This window comes from Brachybacterium sp. AOP3-A1-3 (genome assembly GCF_052378285.1).
In the GTDB taxonomy this organism is placed as follows: Bacteria; Actinomycetota; Actinomycetes; order Actinomycetales; family Dermabacteraceae; genus Brachybacterium.
The window spans coordinates 178,728-195,176 of record NZ_JBQSXM010000006.1; the positions used below are offsets into that span (position 1 = coordinate 178,728).

Below are 16,449 nucleotides of genomic sequence, written 5' to 3' on the forward strand. Positions count from 1 at the left end.
GCGCGGCCGGCACTCCCGCGGCGCGGCCGCGCAGCTCAGATCCCGCGCACGTCCAGTTCGTGCTGCACCCAGGCCGGATCATCGGTGGTCAGGGAGTCGACGCCACAGGCGAGGCCGATCGCGAGCTGCTCGGCACTGTTCACCGTCCACGGGTTCACCTGCAGGCCCGCATCCCGGGCGGCGCGTGCGGCCCGCAGCGACAGGCCGTCGATCGCGGGCCCGATCCCGGCGGCGCCGATCTCCTGCGCCGTCGCCAGCGCCTCCTCGTCGATCACGGAGACCAGATAGGACACGGCGGTGTCCGTGCTGCGTCGGATCTCGGTGAGGGCGTCGGCGTGGAACGAGATGACGGTCGACGCCGCGGCGGGCGACCCGGCCGCGAGGCCCTGCAGCTGCTCGGCCACGGCGCGGGCGGCCGCGGCGACCTTGACCTCAATGAAGATCGGCACGGTGGTCATCGCCAGCAGTTCCTCGAGGGAGGGGACCTTCTCCCCGTCCGCGAGCAGCACGGTGTCCAGCTCGGCGCGGGTGAGATCGCCGATCGCGCCGGTGCGCAGAGGGGAGTCAGGCGCGGCGGTGCGGTCGATGGTCTCGTCGTGCATGACGACGACGTGGCCGTCCGCGCTGAGGTGGACGTCGCATTCGAGCACCTGTGCGCCGTCCTCGATGCCGCGCCGGAAGGCGGCGAGGGTGTTCTCGGGGGCGTGCGCGGAGGCGCCTCGGTGGCCCACGATCGCGGGACGCTGCAGGGACGGGGCGGACTGGTCGGACATTGTTCTCCTGGACTGCTTCGGAGCCGGCCCGACGGCCGGCGCTGGTGACGGACAGCTGAACGCACCCGATCGAGCGCGAGGACTGCTGCGCGCGAGCGGGACTCCGTTCGCGCAGGAAGGATCCTTGGACCCTACCGGCGGCCCGTATCCCCGGGGCTCAGTCCCGGGAAGCGAGGTGCTGCTCGACCACACGTCGTGCGTGGGCCGGGTCGTCGGCCCCGATCTCGGGGACCCCGAGATCCACGGCGCGACGGATCTCGTCGTCCGTGCGGGCGGCCCAGGCCGACGGGATCAGGCCCACGCCACGGATCCGGTCGAAGTCGCCGTCGCGCACGTCGGACAGGCGCACGCCCAGGATCTCGGCCTTCGTCGCCATCGCGTCGTCGAGCGCCTGCTCGCTGAGAGCCCGGACCAGCAGCCCGCGGGGCACGTCCGGTGCCACCTCGAGCGCGATCCGCAGCGCCTCCGTGTGGAAGGAGATGATCCGCGCCGGGGCAGGGCCCTCCCCCGACCAGACGGAGCCGGGGAAGGTGTCCTGAAGGATCTGACCGGCCAGGGCGGCCGCCGCCGGGGCCTTGATCTCCACGAGCACGGGAAGTCGCGTGCCGTCCTCCCGCACCGCGGCGTCGAGCACCTCGATGAGGGTGGGGATGCGCTCGCCCTCCCCCACCAGGACCTCGTCGAGCTCGGCTCGGGTGAGGTCCGCGACCGTGCCGCTGCGCCGGGGCGAGTCCCCCTGGGCCGTGCGGTCGATCGTGGCGTCGTGGATGATCACGTCGCGCCGGTCACGGCTCAGGTGCACATCGCACTCGAGCTGATCGGCACCGTCTGCCGCCCCTCGGCGAAAGGCTGCCAGCGTGTTCTCCGGGGCCACAGCCGCCGCTCCGCGGTGACCGGTGATCCGGGGGACGGACGTGCGTCGGCTCATGCGGTCACCAGCTCCTCCATCAGGGTGGTCGCCCAGGCGGGGTCGTCCACGGTGATCGTGTCGCAGCCCAGCTCGAGAGCGCGGGCCAGCTCCTCCTCGGAGCGGGCGGTCCACAGGTTCAGCTCCACCCCGAGCTCGCGGGCCCGGAGCACGTCGGCCTGGCGGGCGTCGGCGATCCGCACCCCCACTTGGGCGACCCCGAGCTCCTGGGCGGTCTCGAAGAACTCCGGCGAGGTCGCCGTGGTGGTCAGCAGCAGCGGCAGCCGGGCATCGGCCTCCTTCACGGCGTGCAGTGCCTCGGCGTGGAAGGAGATCACCAGCGCCGGTGGCGTCGGCCCGTCCCAGGCCTCTCCCGGGAAGTAGGCGGTGAGGATCTCGACCACCCGTCGGGCCGCGGCGGGGGCCTTGATCTCCACCAGCACCGGCACCCGAGCACCGTCCTCCCGGACAGCGGCGTCGAGCACCTGCTCGAGGGTCGGGATGTGCTCGCCGCCGCCCACCAGCACCCGGTCCAGCTGGGCCCGGGTGAGATCGGCGACCGCCCCGGTGCGCAGGGGCGAGTCGTCCTGCGCGGTGCGGTCGATCGTGGCGTCGTGGATGATCGCGTCGGCCCCGTCGCTGCTCAGGTGCACATCGCACTCCAGCAGCTGGGCTCCCTCGGCGATGCCGCGACGGAACGAGAGCACGGTGTTCTCAGGCTCCACCGCAGCGGCTCCGCGGTGGCCCACCAGGGCGGGCAGCCGGGTGCCGGGGAGGGGCTGCCCGGCAGGGTCCGCCGGAGGGACGGACGCGGGAACAGTCGCGGGAGCGGCCGCGGGGGCGACCGCGGGGGCGACCGCGCGGGCTGCGGCGGTCATCACTTCCACCCCTGGAAGTCGACGGCCTCGTAGCCCTCGCGCTTGTCGTCGAGCGTGTCCTGCAGCTCGGCGGCGAGGGCGTCCAGGACCTTCTGGGGAGCGGCGCCGTCGCCGTAGACCTGGCCCTGCGAGGCACCGATCTCGGTGACCATGCCGGAGTCCCAGTTGGTGTAGTCCGCGGTGCGGGCGTTCTCCAGCTGGTTGAGCGCCACGAGGTAGTTCGGGTTCTCCGCGACCAGACTCTTGACCGAATCCGTCTCGGCGGCGGCCTGCACGATCGGCACATAGCCGGTGCCGATGTGCCAGGTGGCGGACTGCTCGGCGCCGGCGAGGAAGCGGAACAGCTCGGCGCAGGCGTCCTGGCGCTCCTGGGACTCGGAGCGCACGATCGAGAGGCCGGAGCCGCCGGTGGGGACCTGCTTCTTCTCGCCCTCCTTGGAGAGCATGTAGGCGACGCCCACCTCGAACTTGTCGCCCGCGGCCTCGGTCTGGCCGGTCAGCGAGGCCGTCGAGCCGCGCCAGCCGGCGGTCACGCCGGCCTGGAAATCGGTGCCGGCATCCTTGGCGAGGTAGCCGAAGCCGTCGTCGTGGATGAACTTCCGCTGCCACTCGAGCCACTCGGCCCCGGCCTCGTCGTTGATCGTGACCTCGAAGTCCTGGTTCGCATTCGCACCGCCGAAGCCCCAGATGTCGGCCTGCCCCGTCCAGGCGTCGCCGGCGAACGCCATCGCGGACAGCGGGCGGCCCTCGACCTCGATCTTCGCCAGCTCGGGGGCGAACTCCGCGAGGTCCTCCCAGGTCTCAGGGCCCTCCTCGGGGAGGCCCGCGTCGCGGTAGATGGTGCGGTTGAAGTAGAACAGCGGCGTGGAGCGGGCGAAGGGCACCACGAACGTCTGCCCTGCGGCGATCCCCTCGTTCACGTAGTTGGGGATGTAGATGTCGGTGTTCCACTCGTCGTCGAAGTAGCCGTCCATCGGGGCGAGGGCGTCGGAGGCGTGGAACTGCAGCCACTGCATCTCGGGGAAGCAGACGATGTCCGGCACCGCGCGGGCCTGCAGGGACGCCGTGAACTTCTGCGTCAGATCGGCGTAGCTGCCCACGGACTCCGCAATCGCGACGATCTCGTCCTGCGACTCGTTGAACTCGGTGAACAGCGCCGAGAGCGTCTCGTAGTTCTTGCCGGTGAAGGGGGCCCAGAACAGGATCGCGGTGCGGTCCTCGTAGCCGGCGGGCACGGTGAGGTCCGCCTGCGAGAAGCCCTCGCGGATGTTGCTCTCGGCGTTGTCGCCGCTGGCGTTCGGGGAGCCGCAGGCGGCGAGGCCGGCGGCGCCGGCACCGATTCCCAGGGCGGCGAGCAGGCTGCGACGGGACGGGGTGGCGAGGTGTCGGGACATGCAGGGGGCTCCTTGGAGAGTGGTCCGGTTCGGGGCGGATCGACGGGTGGTCATCGGGTCGAGATCAGGTGGTCGGGATCGGGCGGTCCGACGGCGGAGCGCCGTCAGCGGGACGAGAAGGGTCAGGCGGTGGAGGCCGGAGCGCGGGCCGACGAAGTGCTCGGGGCCGACCACGGCCGACGCTCACTTCAGCGCTCCTGCGGCGAGGCCGCCGATGATGCGCTTCTGGGCGAGGAAGAAGAGGATCAGCATCGGGAGGGAGACGAACACGGCGCCGGCCATGATCACGCCCCAGTTGCTGTAGCCCTCCTGGCTGCGCAGGAACAGCAGGCCGATGGGGAGCGTGCGCATATCCGCGGTGGAGGTGACGATCAGCGGCCACACGTACTCGTTCCACTTGCCCACCATCACGATCAGCGTGGCGGTGAGGATCATGGGGCTCGACAGCGGCACCACGATCAGGACCATCCGTCGCAGATGCCCGGCTCCGTCGATCTCCGCGGCCTGCAGGATGTCCTTGTCGATGGTCCGCATGAACTGGTAGAGCAGGAACATCGCGAAGGCGCTCGCGATGCCGGGCAGGATGATGCCGGCGTAGGAGTTCAGCCAGCCGAGGTTCGCCACGGTGATGTAGTTGACGATCAGCGTGACGTGGCCCGGCAGCATCATCGAGGCGATGATCAGCGCGAACGCGGCCTTCTTGAAGCGGAACTCCACGAACACGAAGGCGTAGGCGCACAGGATCGCGAGCGAGAGCTCGAGGAAGGTGCCCACCGCGGTGGTGATGATCGAGTTGAGGAAGAACCGGTCGAAGGGCGCCGAGTTCCACGCCTCGGTGAAGTTCTCCAGGGTCAGCGAGGTGGGGATCCACTGCAGCGGCCAGGAGTAGATCTGGCCGTGCGGCTTCAGCGACGAGGAGAACAGCCAGTACAGCGGGACCAGGAACATCGCGATGGTGCCGAGCACGGCGAGGATCAGCAGAATGCGGATCCACAGGGGTCGACGCGGTCCGCGCTGCCTGCCGCGGTTCGCGCGGGGGCCGCCGGCGGCATCGGTCGCACCGGACGAGCCTGCGGAGCCGGAGAGCTTCTGGTTCTCGAGGGTCAGAGCGCTCATGAGGAGTAGTTCACCTTCTTCTCGCCGACGCGGACCTGCAGGTAGGTGATGACCAGCAGGATCGCGAGCAGCACGGTGGCGGCCGCGGACGCGGAGCCGATGTCGAACTTCTGGAAGGCCTCCTCGTAGACCATCCAGCTCAGCGTGCTGGAGGAGACCCCGGGGCCGCCGCTGGTCATGATCGAGATGATGTCGAAGGCCTGGGCGGCGGAGATGATCCCCGTGATCGAGAGGAAGAACGTGATCGGGCTCAGCAGCGGCAGGGTGAGGCTGCGGAAGAGCTTCCAGCCGTGCGCGCCGTCCAGCGCCGCGGCCTCGTAGAGGTCCTTCGGGAGGTCGAGGATCGCGGTGTAGCAGATGACGGTGACGAAGCCGAGGCGCTGCCAGGTGTACGCGATGGTGATCGCCCACAGCGACCAGTCCGAGGTGGTGGTCCAGTCCGGCGAGTCGGCACCGAACAGGGAGAACACCCAGCGGGAGAGCCCGTAGTTGGGGTCGAACATGAACAGCCACAGGATGCCCACGGCCGCGCCGGGCAGCATGTGCGGCGCGAAGGCCATGGTCTGCGCGAAGCCGGTCAGCGGGACCTTGGTGGCCAGCAGGCTTCCCAGCAGCAGGCCGCCGATGATCGATCCGACCACGCTGACGCCGGTGAAGATCAGCGTGTTCATCATGACCTGGCCGAAGTCCGGATCGGTGAACAGGTCCGTGTAGTTCTCCAGGCCCACGAACTCCGGGCTCGGCGCCACGAAGTCCCACTCCATGAAGCTCAGGCCGATGTTGTAGATCGCCGGGTAGTAGGAGAAGACGATGATCGCGATCAGGTTCGGGGCGATCAGCGCACCGAACAGGAGGGCATCGCGGCGGCGCCGGCGACGGCGCTGGGGCGAGGGCGGGCGTCGCTCGAACGTCGGCCGGGCGGCGTCCGTCGGACCGGAGGGATCCGCGGGATCCGTCGGTCCGCCGTTCTGGTCGCCCCGGGATCGGGCCCGGGGGTCCGCATCGCGGTGCGGTCGGACTGCGAGTGTCATGGGAGCGTTCCCAGCTTCCTGGTCGGAGGGACGGTCCGCGGGGCGGACTGCCAAGTAGATGGCCGGGTCGAGGCCACGTCGAGGGCCGGGTCGAGGGCCGGGGGCCAGCGGGCGGATCAGGCCTGACGGGAGCGGGCCGCGGCTCTGCACGTGCAGGTCCGCTGTCGCTCCGAGGGCCGACGTCCCACACCGTAGGAAGGGCTCGACGTACCGCGCCAGCGCTCCCGGCGACCCGGTGAACCACACGTGAACGACCGTCATCACTGCAGGTCAATCAGGTAATCGCGGAGGCGGCGAGAGCGCATTGGACGCGGAGCAGGCATCCTCGGGGTGGCGGTCCATCGACTGTTCATCCGCCGCTCCGGAAGTGTTCGCCGTGGCTCCGTGCTCGCTGGTCGCGCCCGCACCGAGGCTTCACCTGGAGGTCACCTGTACGCCCTGGTGGCTGTGGAGGGCTGCGCTACCCTGCGCTGACCATGCCCCCAGGAGATGCGTCCGTGAGCCGCAGACCCACCCCTGACCTCGCACGCAACCGCAGGCAAGGCAAGGCTCTCCAAGGCTGACAGCGCACGACAAGGGGTCTATCGTCGGCTCCATGAAGATGAGCAATGACCTTGAGAAGAAGTTCCAGGACCAGATCACCCTCGAGTTCGCGGCGTCGATGACCTACCGGCAGCTCGCGATCGAGGCCGACGAGCAGGACCTCCCCGGTATCGCGACATGGCTGCGCCACCAGGCGGACGAGGAGATCGTCCACGCCAACAAGTTCATCCAGCACGTCTCGGACCGCGACAACCACTCCGCGATCAGCACCATCGAGGCTCCCGGGGTGAAGCCCGGCCTCTCGGTGCTGGAGATCTTCGAGGCCGCGCTCGCCCACGAGCAGAAGGTCTCCGAGGCGATCCGTGAGCTGTACCGCAGCGCCGACAAGGAAGGCGACTACGACTCCCGGCCCATCCTGAACTGGTTCATGGATGAGCAGATCGAGGAGGAGTCCACCGTCTCCGAGATCATTGGCCGCGTGAAGATGATCGGCGACGACGGCTCCGGCCTGCTGCGCCTCGATTCCGAGCTGGGCGCTCGCCCCACCGAGACCACCGAGGCCGACGCCGGCTGATCCCCTCGGAAGCCGCGAGCTCCTCGAGAGTTGCGAGCTCCTCGGGAGCAGGGAGCTCCTCGAGAGTTGCGAGCTCCTCGGGAGCAGGGAGCTCCTCACCTCTGCCGAACGGGCCGATCCGCAGACGACGCGGACCGGCCCGTTCGCTGTTCGCCCCCGGAGGGGACGGATCCCGCAGGTATCAATTCCCGCAGGCATCGGACCCCGCGCGTACCGAATCCCGCACGTATCGAATCCCGCAGGTATCGGGTCTCGCGCGTATCGGATCCCGTCCGTATCGGATCTCGCGCGTCGAGCCTGCACCACGTGTCGTTGAGGCTCCTCTCACCGACACACAGCGCAGGCTCGACGGTGGCCAGCGCGGTGCGGGGCCCAGCCACGGCGCGGCACGGAGCGCGGCGACGCGGGGCGAGGCGCGGCGGCGCGAGGCGGCGCGGGCCGAGGCGCGGCCGCGGAATGGGACGTCCCCCGTCGGCCCCGCGGCTCAGCTCGCGCTGAGGCGGGACTCCTCGTCGGTCCGGCGTTCGCGGCTTCGGACCAGCGGGTCGCGGCGCAGCATCATCACCAGCGAGACCGCGAGCGCGAGGATCACGAAGATGAACGGCGCCGCGGAGAGCATCACCGCCGTCTGCAGTGCCTCCAGGCCTCCCGCGTAGAGCAGCACGGCGGCGGTCGCACCGGTGAGCAGGCCCCACATGCCCATGAGCGGACGGCTGGGGTTCAGCCGGCCGTCGGAGGAGATCACGGCGAGCACATAGGTGTTCGAGTCCGCGCTGGTCACGAAGTACATGATCACCAGGACCACGGCGACCACCGAGGTGAGGCCCGTCAGCGGCAGCTCATCGAGCAGGGCGAAGAAGGCGGTGTTGACATTCTCGGTCGCGGCCTCGCCGATCCCGGTGCCGCGCTCGAGGTCCATGAACATCGCCGAGCCGCCGAACACCGTGAACCAGGCGGAGAAGATCAGGCTCGGCACACCGAGCACGACCAGCACGAACTGACGGATGGTGCGGCCGCGGGAGATGCGGGCCAGGAAGATGCCCACGAAGGCGCCCCAGGAGATCCACCACGCCATCATGAAGTAGGTCCAGGACTGCATCCATTCCACGTCGGCGCCGTCCGTGGGCAGCATCAGGCTGATCTCCACGAAACCCCCGACATAGCCGCCGAGCGAGCGGAGGAAGAGGTTGATCAGCCAGCTGGTGGGACCGGTGGCGAGGACGAACAGCAGCAGCGCTGCTGCCACCACCATCGTGGTCTGGCTCAGGTAGCGGATCCCGCGCCCGATGCCGCTCATCGCCGACGCGGTGAACAGCACGGTGACCAGCGCGATGATGAGGAGCTGCACTCCGGTCGTGGTGAGGTCGAGGCCGGTCAGGCGGCTCATGCCCTGGCTGATCTGGGCGGCTCCGAGCCCCAGCGAGGTCGTGGTGCCGAACAGGGTGGACAGGATGACCAGCACATCGATCGCCTTGCCGACCGGGCCGTCGGCGTGACGGCCGATCAGCGGGCGCAGGATCGGCGAGACCAGCCCCTTGTTCCCGAGGCGGTGGGTGGAGTAGCCGATCGCCAGGCCGAAGGTGGCGAACACGGCCCAGGCGTGCAGCCCCCAGTCCAGGAACGTGAAGCGCAGGGAATCGACCACGGCCTCCCGGCCGCCGGGCTGGGCGAGGCCATGCGGCGGGGTGACCAGGTGGGAGACCGGTTCGGCGACGCCGTAGGTGACCATTCCGATGCCCATCACGGCGCCCAGCAGCATCGCGATCCACGCGAAGGTGGGGTATTCGGGGCGGGAGTCGTCCGGGCCCAGACGGATGTCGCCGAAGCGGGTGCAGGCGAGCACGAGCAGCAGCACGATCAGGCACAGCGGGATCAGCAGCAGCGACCAGCCGCCGGTGGTGGTCACCCACTGCATCGCCACGCCCGCGGCGGCGTTCAGCTGCGCAGGCCAGAAGCCGGCGGCGACGAGGAGGGCGACGATCAGCGCCACGGCCACCCACACCACGGCGCCGCCGCTGCTGCCGGGGACATGCGGGGCGCGGGGGAAGCGATCGACGTCGCGCCGGGAGCGGCGTGGTCCGGAGGCGTCGCGCCGGGCGCGGTGAGGAGCGTCGTCGGAATCGGCAGGGTGCGGGTCGACGGGGAGGGGGTCAGCAGAGGGGTCCAGCGACATGGCGCGGTCCGTTCTGTGAGGGCGCTGCCGTGCCGGGACTGCAGGAGGGCAGAAGGGCTGGCGACGAAGAGAGAGGAGGTCTGCAACGGCCGACGAGCCGACGGGAGTGCGGCGGGGGTCCGGTTGCGAAGCGCCCTACCCTACGCGGACGACCGCCCTGCACCGGGTGCTCCCGCGGAAAGGTGGGGCACAGGTCTCGTCCGCACATCGCAGGCCGTCGCCGCGGGAACACGTGCCAAGGGTGGTGCGGGACGTGCCAGACTGCGCGGACGCGGGCGGTGAGGACGCCGCCCCGCCTCGACCCGGGAGGACGCCATGACCGCACCGCAGAACTCTCCGTACATCAGCTTCCCGAACAACGCCGCGGAGGTCCTCGCGCACTGGCACGAGCTGTTCGGCGGCTCGCTCGACGTCACCCTCTACGACGACCTCCCGGACCTCTCCGACTTCCCGTTCACACCGCCACCCGGCACGGTCGCGCACGGCACCCTCACCGGCGGGCTCCTGACCGTGGCGGGCGGGGACGGCATCGGCGAGCCGGGCCAGGAGCTGCCACCGCTCGCATCGGAGGTCTACTCCTTCCTCGTCGGCCTCGACGAGGTCGAGCAGGCGCACACGCTCATCGAAACGGTCACGGCGGCGGGGGGCCGCGTCGCGATGCCCTTCACCCTCGCCCCGTGGGGCGATCACTACGGACAAGTGGTGGACCGCTACGGCGTGATGTTCGCACTGGTCGTGGGCGGAGACGCCGAGAACGCCTGACCTGCCCGAGCCCGAGAAGGGCCGCCGACGCGACGCCTCTAGGGCCGGTTGACGCGGGCGGACCCGGCCACCGCACCGCACTCTTGTTGAAAACTGAACGACTGGATAGGGTGACCCCATGCGAGCTTTCGGATTCCTCAGTTTCGGCCACTACGGCGGCAGCCCCGCGCAGGGCGGTCTCAGCGCCCGCCAGATGCTGCACGACGCGATCGACATCTCCGTCGGCGCGGACGAGCTGGGCGTCAACGGCGCCTACTTCCGCGTCCACCACTACGCGAAGCAGGCCGCCTCGCCGATGCCGCTGCTCGCGGCGGTCGCCGCGCGCACACAGCGCATCGAAGTGGGCACCGGCGTGATCGACATGCGCTACGAGAACCCGCTCTACCTCGCCGAGGAGGCCGCCGCCCTGGACCTGATCGCCGACGGCCGCGTGGCGCTCGGCATCTCCCGCGGGGCCCCCGAAGCGGCGGACCGCGGCTGGGAGCCCTTCGGCTACACCGGCTCCACGGACCCGCGCGGGGCGGACATCGCCCAGTCGAAGTTCGAGGCGTTCCTGCAGGCCATCCAGGGGCAGCCGATGGCCCGAGCAGCTGCGCAGCCCTACATGTCCGACGCCGCACCCCACGCCCCGCTGCGCATCGAGCCGCAGTCCCCGGACCTCTTCCAGCACATCTGGTGGGGCGCCGGGTCCCGCGGAACCGCCGAGCGCACCGGCGCCCAGGGGCTGAACCTCATGAGCTCGACGCTGCTCACCGAAGCCACCGGCGCCTCGTTCGGTGATCTCCAGGCCGAGCAGATCGACGTCTTCCGCGAGGCGTTCCGCGAGGCCGGGCACGAGCACACGCCGCGCGTCTCCGTCTCCCGCAGCGTCTTCCCGATCGTCACCGAGCAGGATCGCCGGATGTTCGGCATGCGGCCGGGCGAGGACTCGGACCAGATCGGCATCATCGACAACACCCGCTCGACGTTCGGCCGGTCCTACACGGGCGAGCCGGATCAGCTCATCGAGCAGCTGAAGGCCGACGCCGCGGTGCAGTCCGCCGACACCCTCATGCTCACCATCCCCTCGCAGGCCGGCGTCGAGCTGAACCTGCACATCCTGGAGTCCTTCGCCGAGCACGTCGCGCCGGCGCTCGGGTGGAAGCCCAACACGGAGGGGCCGGTGCAGGGAGACCCGATCAACTGACCAGCACGTAGCCTCGGGGGATGCTCCGCATCGCGACCGCCAACATCAACGGGATCCGTGCCACGCATCGTCGAGGGTTCGGCGACTGGCTGACCGAGCGGGGCTGCGACGTCGTCGCGCTCCAGGAGGTGCGGGCGCAGGCGGACAAGATCCCCGACGGTGCCTTCGGCGACTTCCATGTCGCCCTCGACACGGGCACGTTGCCCGGCCGCAACGGCGTCGCGGTGCTGACCCGTCGGCCGCCGGCGGCGGTGCGGACCTGGAGCGGGTCCGCGCTGGTGGGTGGCCCGGCGGAGGCTGCGGGATCGCTGCCTGCTCTGGAGCCCGTCGCCTCCCCCGACCATGTCCCGCTCTCCCGCGGGCTCGGCCGCTTCGCCACCCACGGCCGCTATCTCGAGGTCGACCTGACGGACGCCCCGGTCACGATCGCCTGCCTCTACCTGCCCAAGGGCGGCCTCCCCGCCGAGCTGCAGCGCCCCGAGCGGATGCGCGAGGCGCCCGACGGCGGGGCACGCTATGCCCGGAAGATGGGTTTCATGGCCGCATTCTCGCGGTATCTGACCAGCACCCGACGGGCGGCCGCCGCCGCGGGTCGAGAGTTCCTCCTCCTGGGCGACCTCAACATCGCGCACACCCGGCAGGATCTCGCCGCGTGGCGACGGAATCCGCAGAACGACGGGTTCCTCCCCGAGGAGCGGGAGTGGTTCGGCCAGCAGCTCTCCCCGCGCACGCTCGTCGACGTGGTGCGGAGCCTGCATCCGGGCGAGGACGGCCCGTACTCGTGGTGGTCGTGGCTGGGGCAGTCGTTCGCGAAGGATGCGGGGTGGCGTCTGGACTACCACCTGGCCACGCCGCGCCTGGCCCGCAGCGCCGTCCGCGCCGAGGTCGACCGCGAGTTCCGCGGCGTGCGACTCTCGGATCACTCCCCGGTGATCGTCGACTACGACTGGAGCTGACCGGTCTCCGCCTCTACAGCCAGCCGTTCTCCTCGGCGATGCGGGCGGCGTCGGCCCGGTTGCGGCCCCCTGTCTTCCCGATCGCGCTGGAGAGGTGATTGCGCACGGTCCCCTCGGACAGGTGCAGCATGCGGGCGAGGTCGGCGACCGAGCCACCGGTGCGCGCGGCCTGCAGCAGGTCGGTCTCGCGCTCGGTGAGCGGCGAATCGCCCTGGGTCAGGGATTCCGCGGCGAGCGCCGGGTCCACGACCCGCAGCCCCTGGGCGACGCGGCGCACGGCGTCGGCCAGCTGCGCCGACGGGGTGTCCTTCACGACGAAGCCGCTCGCCCCGGCCTGGAGCGCCCGTTTGAGGTAGCCGGGCCGGCCGAAGGTCGTCACGATCAGCACCCGGCAGCCGACCCCGGCCTCGCGCAGCTGCGCGGCGGCGGAGATCCCGTCGAGCCCGGGCATCTCGATGTCGAGCAGGGCGACGTCCGGATGGGTCTCGCGCACCGCGTCGAGCACCTCGTCGCCGCGTCCCACCTGGGCGACCACCTCGATATCGGGTTCCAGGCCGAGCAGCGCGGCGAGCGCGCCGCGCACCAGGCCCTGGTCGTCGGCGATGAGCAGTCGGATGGTCATGGTCGTCCTTCCTCGCCGCTCACAGCAGAGTCACCGTGAGGCGGAATCCGCCCAGGTCGCTGCGCCCGACGGACAGGCCCCCGCCGGCGGATCCGACGCGCTCGCGCAGCCCGGTCAGCCCGGTCGAGGAGCCTGTCGACGCAGCCCCCGTCGGCCCCACGCCGTCGTCGGCGATCTCGATCCGGTCGGCGTCCAGCCGCACCCGGCAGACGCACGCCCCGGCATGCCGGATCACATTGGTGACCCCCTCGCGCAGCACCCAGCCGGCCAGTTCGCGCTGGTCCGCAGGGACGGCATCCCCGGTCGAGGGGAGATCCGCCCGGACGTCCGCGGCGTCGAGGGCGCTGCGGGCGGCGGCGAGCTCCCCGCTGATGCTCATCCGTCGGGCCCCGGCGACCGTGGCGCGCACATCGGCGAGGGCGCCGCGGGTGAGCTCCTGGATCTCGCCCAGCTCGGCCTTCGCCCGTTCGGGGTCGAGGTCCACGAGGCGGCCGGCGAGATCGGCCTTGACGGTCACGACGGTCAGGGAGTGGCCGAGGATGTCGTGGAGGTCGCGGGACATGCGGCTGCGCTCACGGTCCGCGGCGAGCTGCTCGACCTCGCGCTGGGTGGCGCGCAGCTCGCGCATCGTGTCCCGGACCTTGCCGAACGCCGCCATCATCATCGAGATCGAGACGATGATCGCGGCCATCTGCAGAGCGTCGTCGCCCCATCCGGAGGCGGAGCCCTCGACGAGATAGGCGACCGCTCCGAGGGCCATCACCAGCGGCCAGGTGTACCGCCACTTCAGGGCCGCCATTCCCACGCTCACCCCGACGTAGGTCCACAAGGAGGGCACCGACGCCCCGAACCAGGGCAGCAGGCACAGCGACAGGAGCAGCAGGAGGGCGGGGAACACGAGTCTCCGCGCGGGGGGCATCCTCTGCTGAAGGGGGTTGCTGATCAGGAACACCAGCGCGAAGAGGATCAGCAGGGCGAAGCCGAGACCCGCGGGCAGGGTGGTGGCGGCAGAGTCGACGACCAGCGCGAGCGGACTGAGCAGCCAGATCAGCGCGATCCCTGCTCCGAGGTACCAGCCGGCCGCCCGGCCGGAGCGCAGCGGGTCGAGCAGGCGGCCGAGCCGCCCGGCGGGGGCAGTGGGATCGGCCGGTCGAGGAGCGGCCGAAGCTCCGGCGGCGGCAGGTTCGTCCGGGTCCGGGCCGACGGCGGCCAGGTCCTTCGACGGCGACGTGCTCATCGGCTCTCCTCGCGCCCCGGTCGCGGGCTCTGGTGAGCCCGCGACCGACATTCTGCTCCTCCGGCGCCGTTCCCGCGCGGCCCGCTCACCCGCGCTTCGTGTCGCGTCGGAAGGCGAGCACGGTGCCGGCGAGCAGGATCGCGAGCCACACCAGGGCGTTCACGAGTGCCCACGGCTCGAAGGCGCTGCCGGTCAGCGGGGAGCGGGCGAGCTCGCCGATGCCGTAGACCGGGGTCAGCTTGGCGATGGCCTGCAGGACGTCGGGCATGGAGGTCACCGGGTAGAACAGTCCGCCCAGGAAGGACAGCAGCACGGTCGCGAGGCTCGTGATCTGGGCGGAGTTCTCCCCGGGCGTCAGATAGCCGACCATCAGGCCGAGGGTGGTGAACACGGCGCCGGCGAGCAGCCAGCCGGAAAGTCCCGTCACGATCCACTGGAACGCGCTGAGGTCGATCCCGCTGACGGCTCCTGCGATATAGGTGCTGACCACGGCGAACAGTCCCAGCAGCATTCCGGCGATCATCTTGATGACGATGTTGACCAGCGGGTTCAGCGGGGTGAGCAGCAGCTGCCGGCTCCATCCCTGGGCACGTTCGATGCCGACGGAGGCGCCGGTCTGGACGGACGACATCATGACCCCGTACATCGCCATCGACACCATGATGTACGCGGCGACGGAGGGTCCGCCCGCGGCGAGCGGAGTGTCGGTCAGGGCCTCCTCGCGCAGCGGGAGGCCGATGATGCAGAACATGACCACGGGGAACGCGATCGTGAAGATCAGGGTGCGGCGGTTGCGGAGCTTCCGTTTCAGTTCGATGCCGAGGTAGGTGAGGGTGAATCCGCCCAGCGGCGGGGCGCGCCGGTCCAGGCGCACACGATCGAGGGCGGGGGTCGCGGTGGTCATGAGCGGGCTCCTTCGAGAGCGGCGGCGGGCTGGGCAGCACGCCTGTCGGTGGGCTGGTCGTCTGCGGGCTGGTCGGCGGTGAGGGCGAGGAAGACGCGCTCGAGGTTCTGCGCCGTGATCTCCAGATCGCGGGCATCGGTGGTGGTCAGCAGGTGGCGGGCCACGGCGTCGGAGTCCTTCGTGCGCACTGCGATGCGGTCACCGCCGAGCTCGACGTCCTCCACGCCCGGGAGGGCGGCGAGGGCGACGGGGTCCGCGCCGGGGAGGGTCGCGTGGACCACCCGGCCCGACGCCAGGTTCTTGATCTCGCTCGCGGTGCCGTCGGCGACGATGCGTCCGCGGGCCATGAGCACGATGCGATCGGCGTACTCGTCGGCCTCATCGAGGTAGTGGGTCGCGAACAGGACGGTGCGGCCGCGGTCGGCGTCGGCGCGGATCGCGCTCCAGAAGGCCCGACGGCCCTCGACGTCCATGCCCGTGGTCGGCTCGTCGAGGATGAGCAGGCCGGGGTCCGAGAGCAGGGCCATCGCGAAGCGGAGCCGCTGCTGCTGGCCTCCCGAGCACAGCCCCACCCGGCGCTCGGCGATCTCCGTGATCCCGGCTCGCTCGAGCACCTCGGCGACCGGGCGGGCCTCGGCGAACACGCTCGCGGTCAGCCGCAGGGTCGCGCGCACCGTGAGGTCCTTGAGCAGACCACCCGTCTGCAGCACCGCGGAGACGAGGCCGTGGGCGATGGCGCCGCGCGGGGTGTCCCCGAAGACGCTAACGTGCCCGGAGTCCGGCTTCCCCAGTCCGAGCACCATGTCGATCGTGGTGGTCTTGCCGGCGCCGTTCGGGCCCAGGAAGGCGACGATCTCGCCGGGTGCGACCTGCAGCGACACCCCGTCGACGGCCCGCACCGCGCCGAAGCTGCGCGTGATGTCGCGGGCGTCGATGGCAAGCGGTGTGCCTGGAGCACCGCCGCGGGCCGGAGCAGGGAGAACGCGGTTCGCGGCGTCCGGGGCCGTGGGGGTGGTGGAGGCAGTTGGCGTGGCGGCGGGTGTCGGACCGCCCGGGGTGGAGCGCTCGGATCGGGCCGGGCCGGGGATCTGCGATGTCGTGGTCATGGGACAACCCTCCGGCCGCCGCGACGACGCGCCCTCACACGGCCGTCACCCGCCCCGGATGACATCCGTCATGGGCTGCCCTGGCCTGCAGCCCCCGGACCCGCGCCCTCGCCGCCTCGCAGACAAGCGGACGGGCAGACGGGCAGACGGGCAGACGGGCAGACGGGCAGACAGGCAGACCATGGCGCGTTCGTGAACGGCCGCGGCTGCGGCGATGGCCAGTCGATGACGATCATGTCGGCTCCGCCCAGAACCGTCTGTCCGGGGCATCGGAGGTGGTCAGGATG

15 protein-coding genes are annotated in these 16,449 nt (G+C 70.9%); 4 read left to right on the plus strand and 11 right to left on the minus strand.

Going from position 1 to position 16,449, the window contains the following annotated elements; all coding sequences use genetic code 11:
* Positions 1–35: 35 nt before the first annotated feature.
* The 6 genes from ACT3T5_RS10790 to ACT3T5_RS10815 all read right to left on the minus strand — a co-directional run bounded on the left by ACT3T5_RS10790 (position 36) and on the right by ACT3T5_RS10815 (position 6,099).
* Positions 36–773 (minus strand): glycerophosphodiester phosphodiesterase, encoded by a 738-nt coding sequence (locus tag ACT3T5_RS10790; RefSeq protein ID WP_443412463.1) that lies wholly within the window; start codon positions 771–773, stop codon positions 36–38.
* A 157-nt stretch (positions 774–930) separates the two neighbouring features.
* Positions 931–1,701 (minus strand): glycerophosphodiester phosphodiesterase, encoded by a 771-nt coding sequence (locus ACT3T5_RS10795; protein ID WP_444594317.1) that lies wholly within the window; start codon positions 1,699–1,701, stop codon positions 931–933.
* A complete protein-coding gene (locus tag ACT3T5_RS10800; protein ID WP_444594318.1) occupies positions 1,698–2,558 on the minus strand; it encodes a glycerophosphodiester phosphodiesterase in 861 nt (286 codons plus the stop codon). Before ACT3T5_RS10800 ends, ACT3T5_RS10795 begins: the two co-directional genes overlap by 4 nt.
* Complete coding sequence (locus ACT3T5_RS10805) at positions 2,558–3,952, minus strand: ABC transporter substrate-binding protein (RefSeq protein ID WP_444594319.1); 1,395 nt, start codon at positions 3,950–3,952, stop codon at positions 2,558–2,560. The genes ACT3T5_RS10800 and ACT3T5_RS10805 overlap by 1 nt, the downstream gene beginning before the upstream one ends.
* A gap of 183 nt (positions 3,953–4,135) precedes the next feature.
* Positions 4,136–5,068, minus strand: a complete 933-nt coding sequence (locus tag ACT3T5_RS10810; RefSeq protein ID WP_444594320.1) for a carbohydrate ABC transporter permease — start codon at positions 5,066–5,068, stop codon at positions 4,136–4,138.
* The gene (locus ACT3T5_RS10815) at positions 5,065–6,099 is read right to left on the minus strand and encodes a carbohydrate ABC transporter permease (RefSeq protein ID WP_444594321.1); all 1,035 of its coding nucleotides are present in this window, start codon (positions 6,097–6,099) and stop codon (positions 5,065–5,067) included. Before ACT3T5_RS10815 ends, ACT3T5_RS10810 begins: the two co-directional genes overlap by 4 nt.
* Positions 6,100–6,694: 595 nt before the next feature.
* Here ACT3T5_RS10815 and ACT3T5_RS10820 point away from each other — a divergent pair.
* Positions 6,695–7,216, plus strand: coding sequence for a ferritin (locus tag ACT3T5_RS10820; RefSeq protein WP_444594322.1), 522 nt, complete (start codon positions 6,695–6,697; stop codon positions 7,214–7,216).
* A 484-nt stretch (positions 7,217–7,700) separates the two neighbouring features.
* Here the strand turns inward: ACT3T5_RS10820 and ACT3T5_RS10825 are convergent, their stop codons facing one another.
* Positions 7,701–9,389: a BCCT family transporter gene (locus ACT3T5_RS10825; RefSeq protein WP_444594323.1), complete on the minus strand. Its 1,689-nt coding sequence runs from the start codon at positions 9,387–9,389 to the stop codon at positions 7,701–7,703.
* 315 nt (positions 9,390–9,704) lie between these two features.
* Here ACT3T5_RS10825 and ACT3T5_RS10830 point away from each other — a divergent pair, with 315 nt between their 5' ends.
* The 3 genes from ACT3T5_RS10830 to ACT3T5_RS10840 all read left to right on the plus strand — a co-directional run bounded on the left by ACT3T5_RS10830 (position 9,705) and on the right by ACT3T5_RS10840 (position 12,293).
* On the plus strand, positions 9,705–10,151 hold the full coding sequence (locus tag ACT3T5_RS10830; protein ID WP_444577151.1) for a VOC family protein: 447 nt from the start codon (positions 9,705–9,707) through the stop codon (positions 10,149–10,151).
* A 118-nt stretch (positions 10,152–10,269) separates the two neighbouring features.
* Entirely contained in the window at positions 10,270–11,337 is a 1,068-nt protein-coding gene (locus ACT3T5_RS10835; protein WP_444594324.1) for an LLM class flavin-dependent oxidoreductase, read from the plus strand.
* Between the two features lie 20 nt (positions 11,338–11,357).
* A complete protein-coding gene (locus ACT3T5_RS10840) occupies positions 11,358–12,293 on the plus strand; it encodes an exodeoxyribonuclease III (RefSeq protein WP_444594325.1) in 936 nt (311 codons plus the stop codon).
* Between the two features lie 13 nt (positions 12,294–12,306).
* Here ACT3T5_RS10840 and ACT3T5_RS10845 read toward each other — a convergent pair whose 3' ends face one another.
* The 4 genes from ACT3T5_RS10845 to ACT3T5_RS10860 form a co-directional block, all read right to left on the minus strand.
* Positions 12,307–12,915 carry a response regulator gene (locus tag ACT3T5_RS10845; RefSeq protein ID WP_444577148.1) on the minus strand — a complete coding sequence of 203 codons (609 nt, stop codon included), beginning with the start codon at positions 12,913–12,915 and terminating at the stop codon, positions 12,307–12,309.
* Positions 12,916–12,934: 19 nt separating this feature from the next.
* Entirely contained in the window at positions 12,935–14,152 is a 1,218-nt protein-coding gene (locus ACT3T5_RS10850) for a sensor histidine kinase (protein ID WP_444594326.1), read from the minus strand.
* An 85-nt stretch (positions 14,153–14,237) separates the two neighbouring features.
* A complete protein-coding gene (locus ACT3T5_RS10855; protein ID WP_444594327.1) occupies positions 14,238–15,056 on the minus strand; it encodes an ABC transporter permease in 819 nt (272 codons plus the stop codon).
* Complete coding sequence (locus tag ACT3T5_RS10860) at positions 15,053–16,162, minus strand: ABC transporter ATP-binding protein (RefSeq protein WP_444594328.1); 1,110 nt, start codon at positions 16,160–16,162, stop codon at positions 15,053–15,055. The genes ACT3T5_RS10855 and ACT3T5_RS10860 overlap by 4 nt, the downstream gene beginning before the upstream one ends.
* Positions 16,163–16,449 lie beyond the last annotated feature (287 nt).

What these genes read in the sequence shown, in the direction of transcription:
- ACT3T5_RS10815 (WP_444594321.1), bottom strand. Translation starts at nt 6,099, where the DNA reads ATGACACTCGCAGTCCGACCGCACCGCGATGCGGACCCCCGGGCCCGA.
- ACT3T5_RS10790 (WP_443412463.1), bottom strand. Translation starts at nt 773, where the DNA reads ATGTCCGACCAGTCCGCCCCGTCCCTGCAGCGTCCCGCGATCGTGGGC.
- ACT3T5_RS10810 (WP_444594320.1), bottom strand. Translation starts at nt 5,068, where the DNA reads ATGAGCGCTCTGACCCTCGAGAACCAGAAGCTCTCCGGCTCCGCAGGC.
- ACT3T5_RS10830 (WP_444577151.1), top strand. Translation starts at nt 9,705, where the DNA reads ATGACCGCACCGCAGAACTCTCCGTACATCAGCTTCCCGAACAACGCC.
- ACT3T5_RS10850 (WP_444594326.1), bottom strand. Translation starts at nt 14,152, where the DNA reads ATGAGCACGTCGCCGTCGAAGGACCTGGCCGCCGTCGGCCCGGACCCG.
- ACT3T5_RS10855 (WP_444594327.1), bottom strand. Translation starts at nt 15,056, where the DNA reads ATGACCACCGCGACCCCCGCCCTCGATCGTGTGCGCCTGGACCGGCGC.
- ACT3T5_RS10805 (WP_444594319.1), bottom strand. Translation starts at nt 3,952, where the DNA reads ATGTCCCGACACCTCGCCACCCCGTCCCGTCGCAGCCTGCTCGCCGCC.
- ACT3T5_RS10820 (WP_444594322.1), top strand. Translation starts at nt 6,695, where the DNA reads ATGAAGATGAGCAATGACCTTGAGAAGAAGTTCCAGGACCAGATCACC.
- ACT3T5_RS10825 (WP_444594323.1), bottom strand. Translation starts at nt 9,389, where the DNA reads ATGTCGCTGGACCCCTCTGCTGACCCCCTCCCCGTCGACCCGCACCCT.
- ACT3T5_RS10840 (WP_444594325.1), top strand. Translation starts at nt 11,358, where the DNA reads ATGCTCCGCATCGCGACCGCCAACATCAACGGGATCCGTGCCACGCAT.
- ACT3T5_RS10835 (WP_444594324.1), top strand. Translation starts at nt 10,270, where the DNA reads ATGCGAGCTTTCGGATTCCTCAGTTTCGGCCACTACGGCGGCAGCCCC.
- ACT3T5_RS10845 (WP_444577148.1), bottom strand. Translation starts at nt 12,915, where the DNA reads ATGACCATCCGACTGCTCATCGCCGACGACCAGGGCCTGGTGCGCGGC.
- ACT3T5_RS10795 (WP_444594317.1), bottom strand. Translation starts at nt 1,701, where the DNA reads ATGAGCCGACGCACGTCCGTCCCCCGGATCACCGGTCACCGCGGAGCG.
- ACT3T5_RS10860 (WP_444594328.1), bottom strand. Translation starts at nt 16,162, where the DNA reads ATGACCACGACATCGCAGATCCCCGGCCCGGCCCGATCCGAGCGCTCC.
- ACT3T5_RS10800 (WP_444594318.1), bottom strand. Translation starts at nt 2,558, where the DNA reads ATGACCGCCGCAGCCCGCGCGGTCGCCCCCGCGGTCGCCCCCGCGGCC.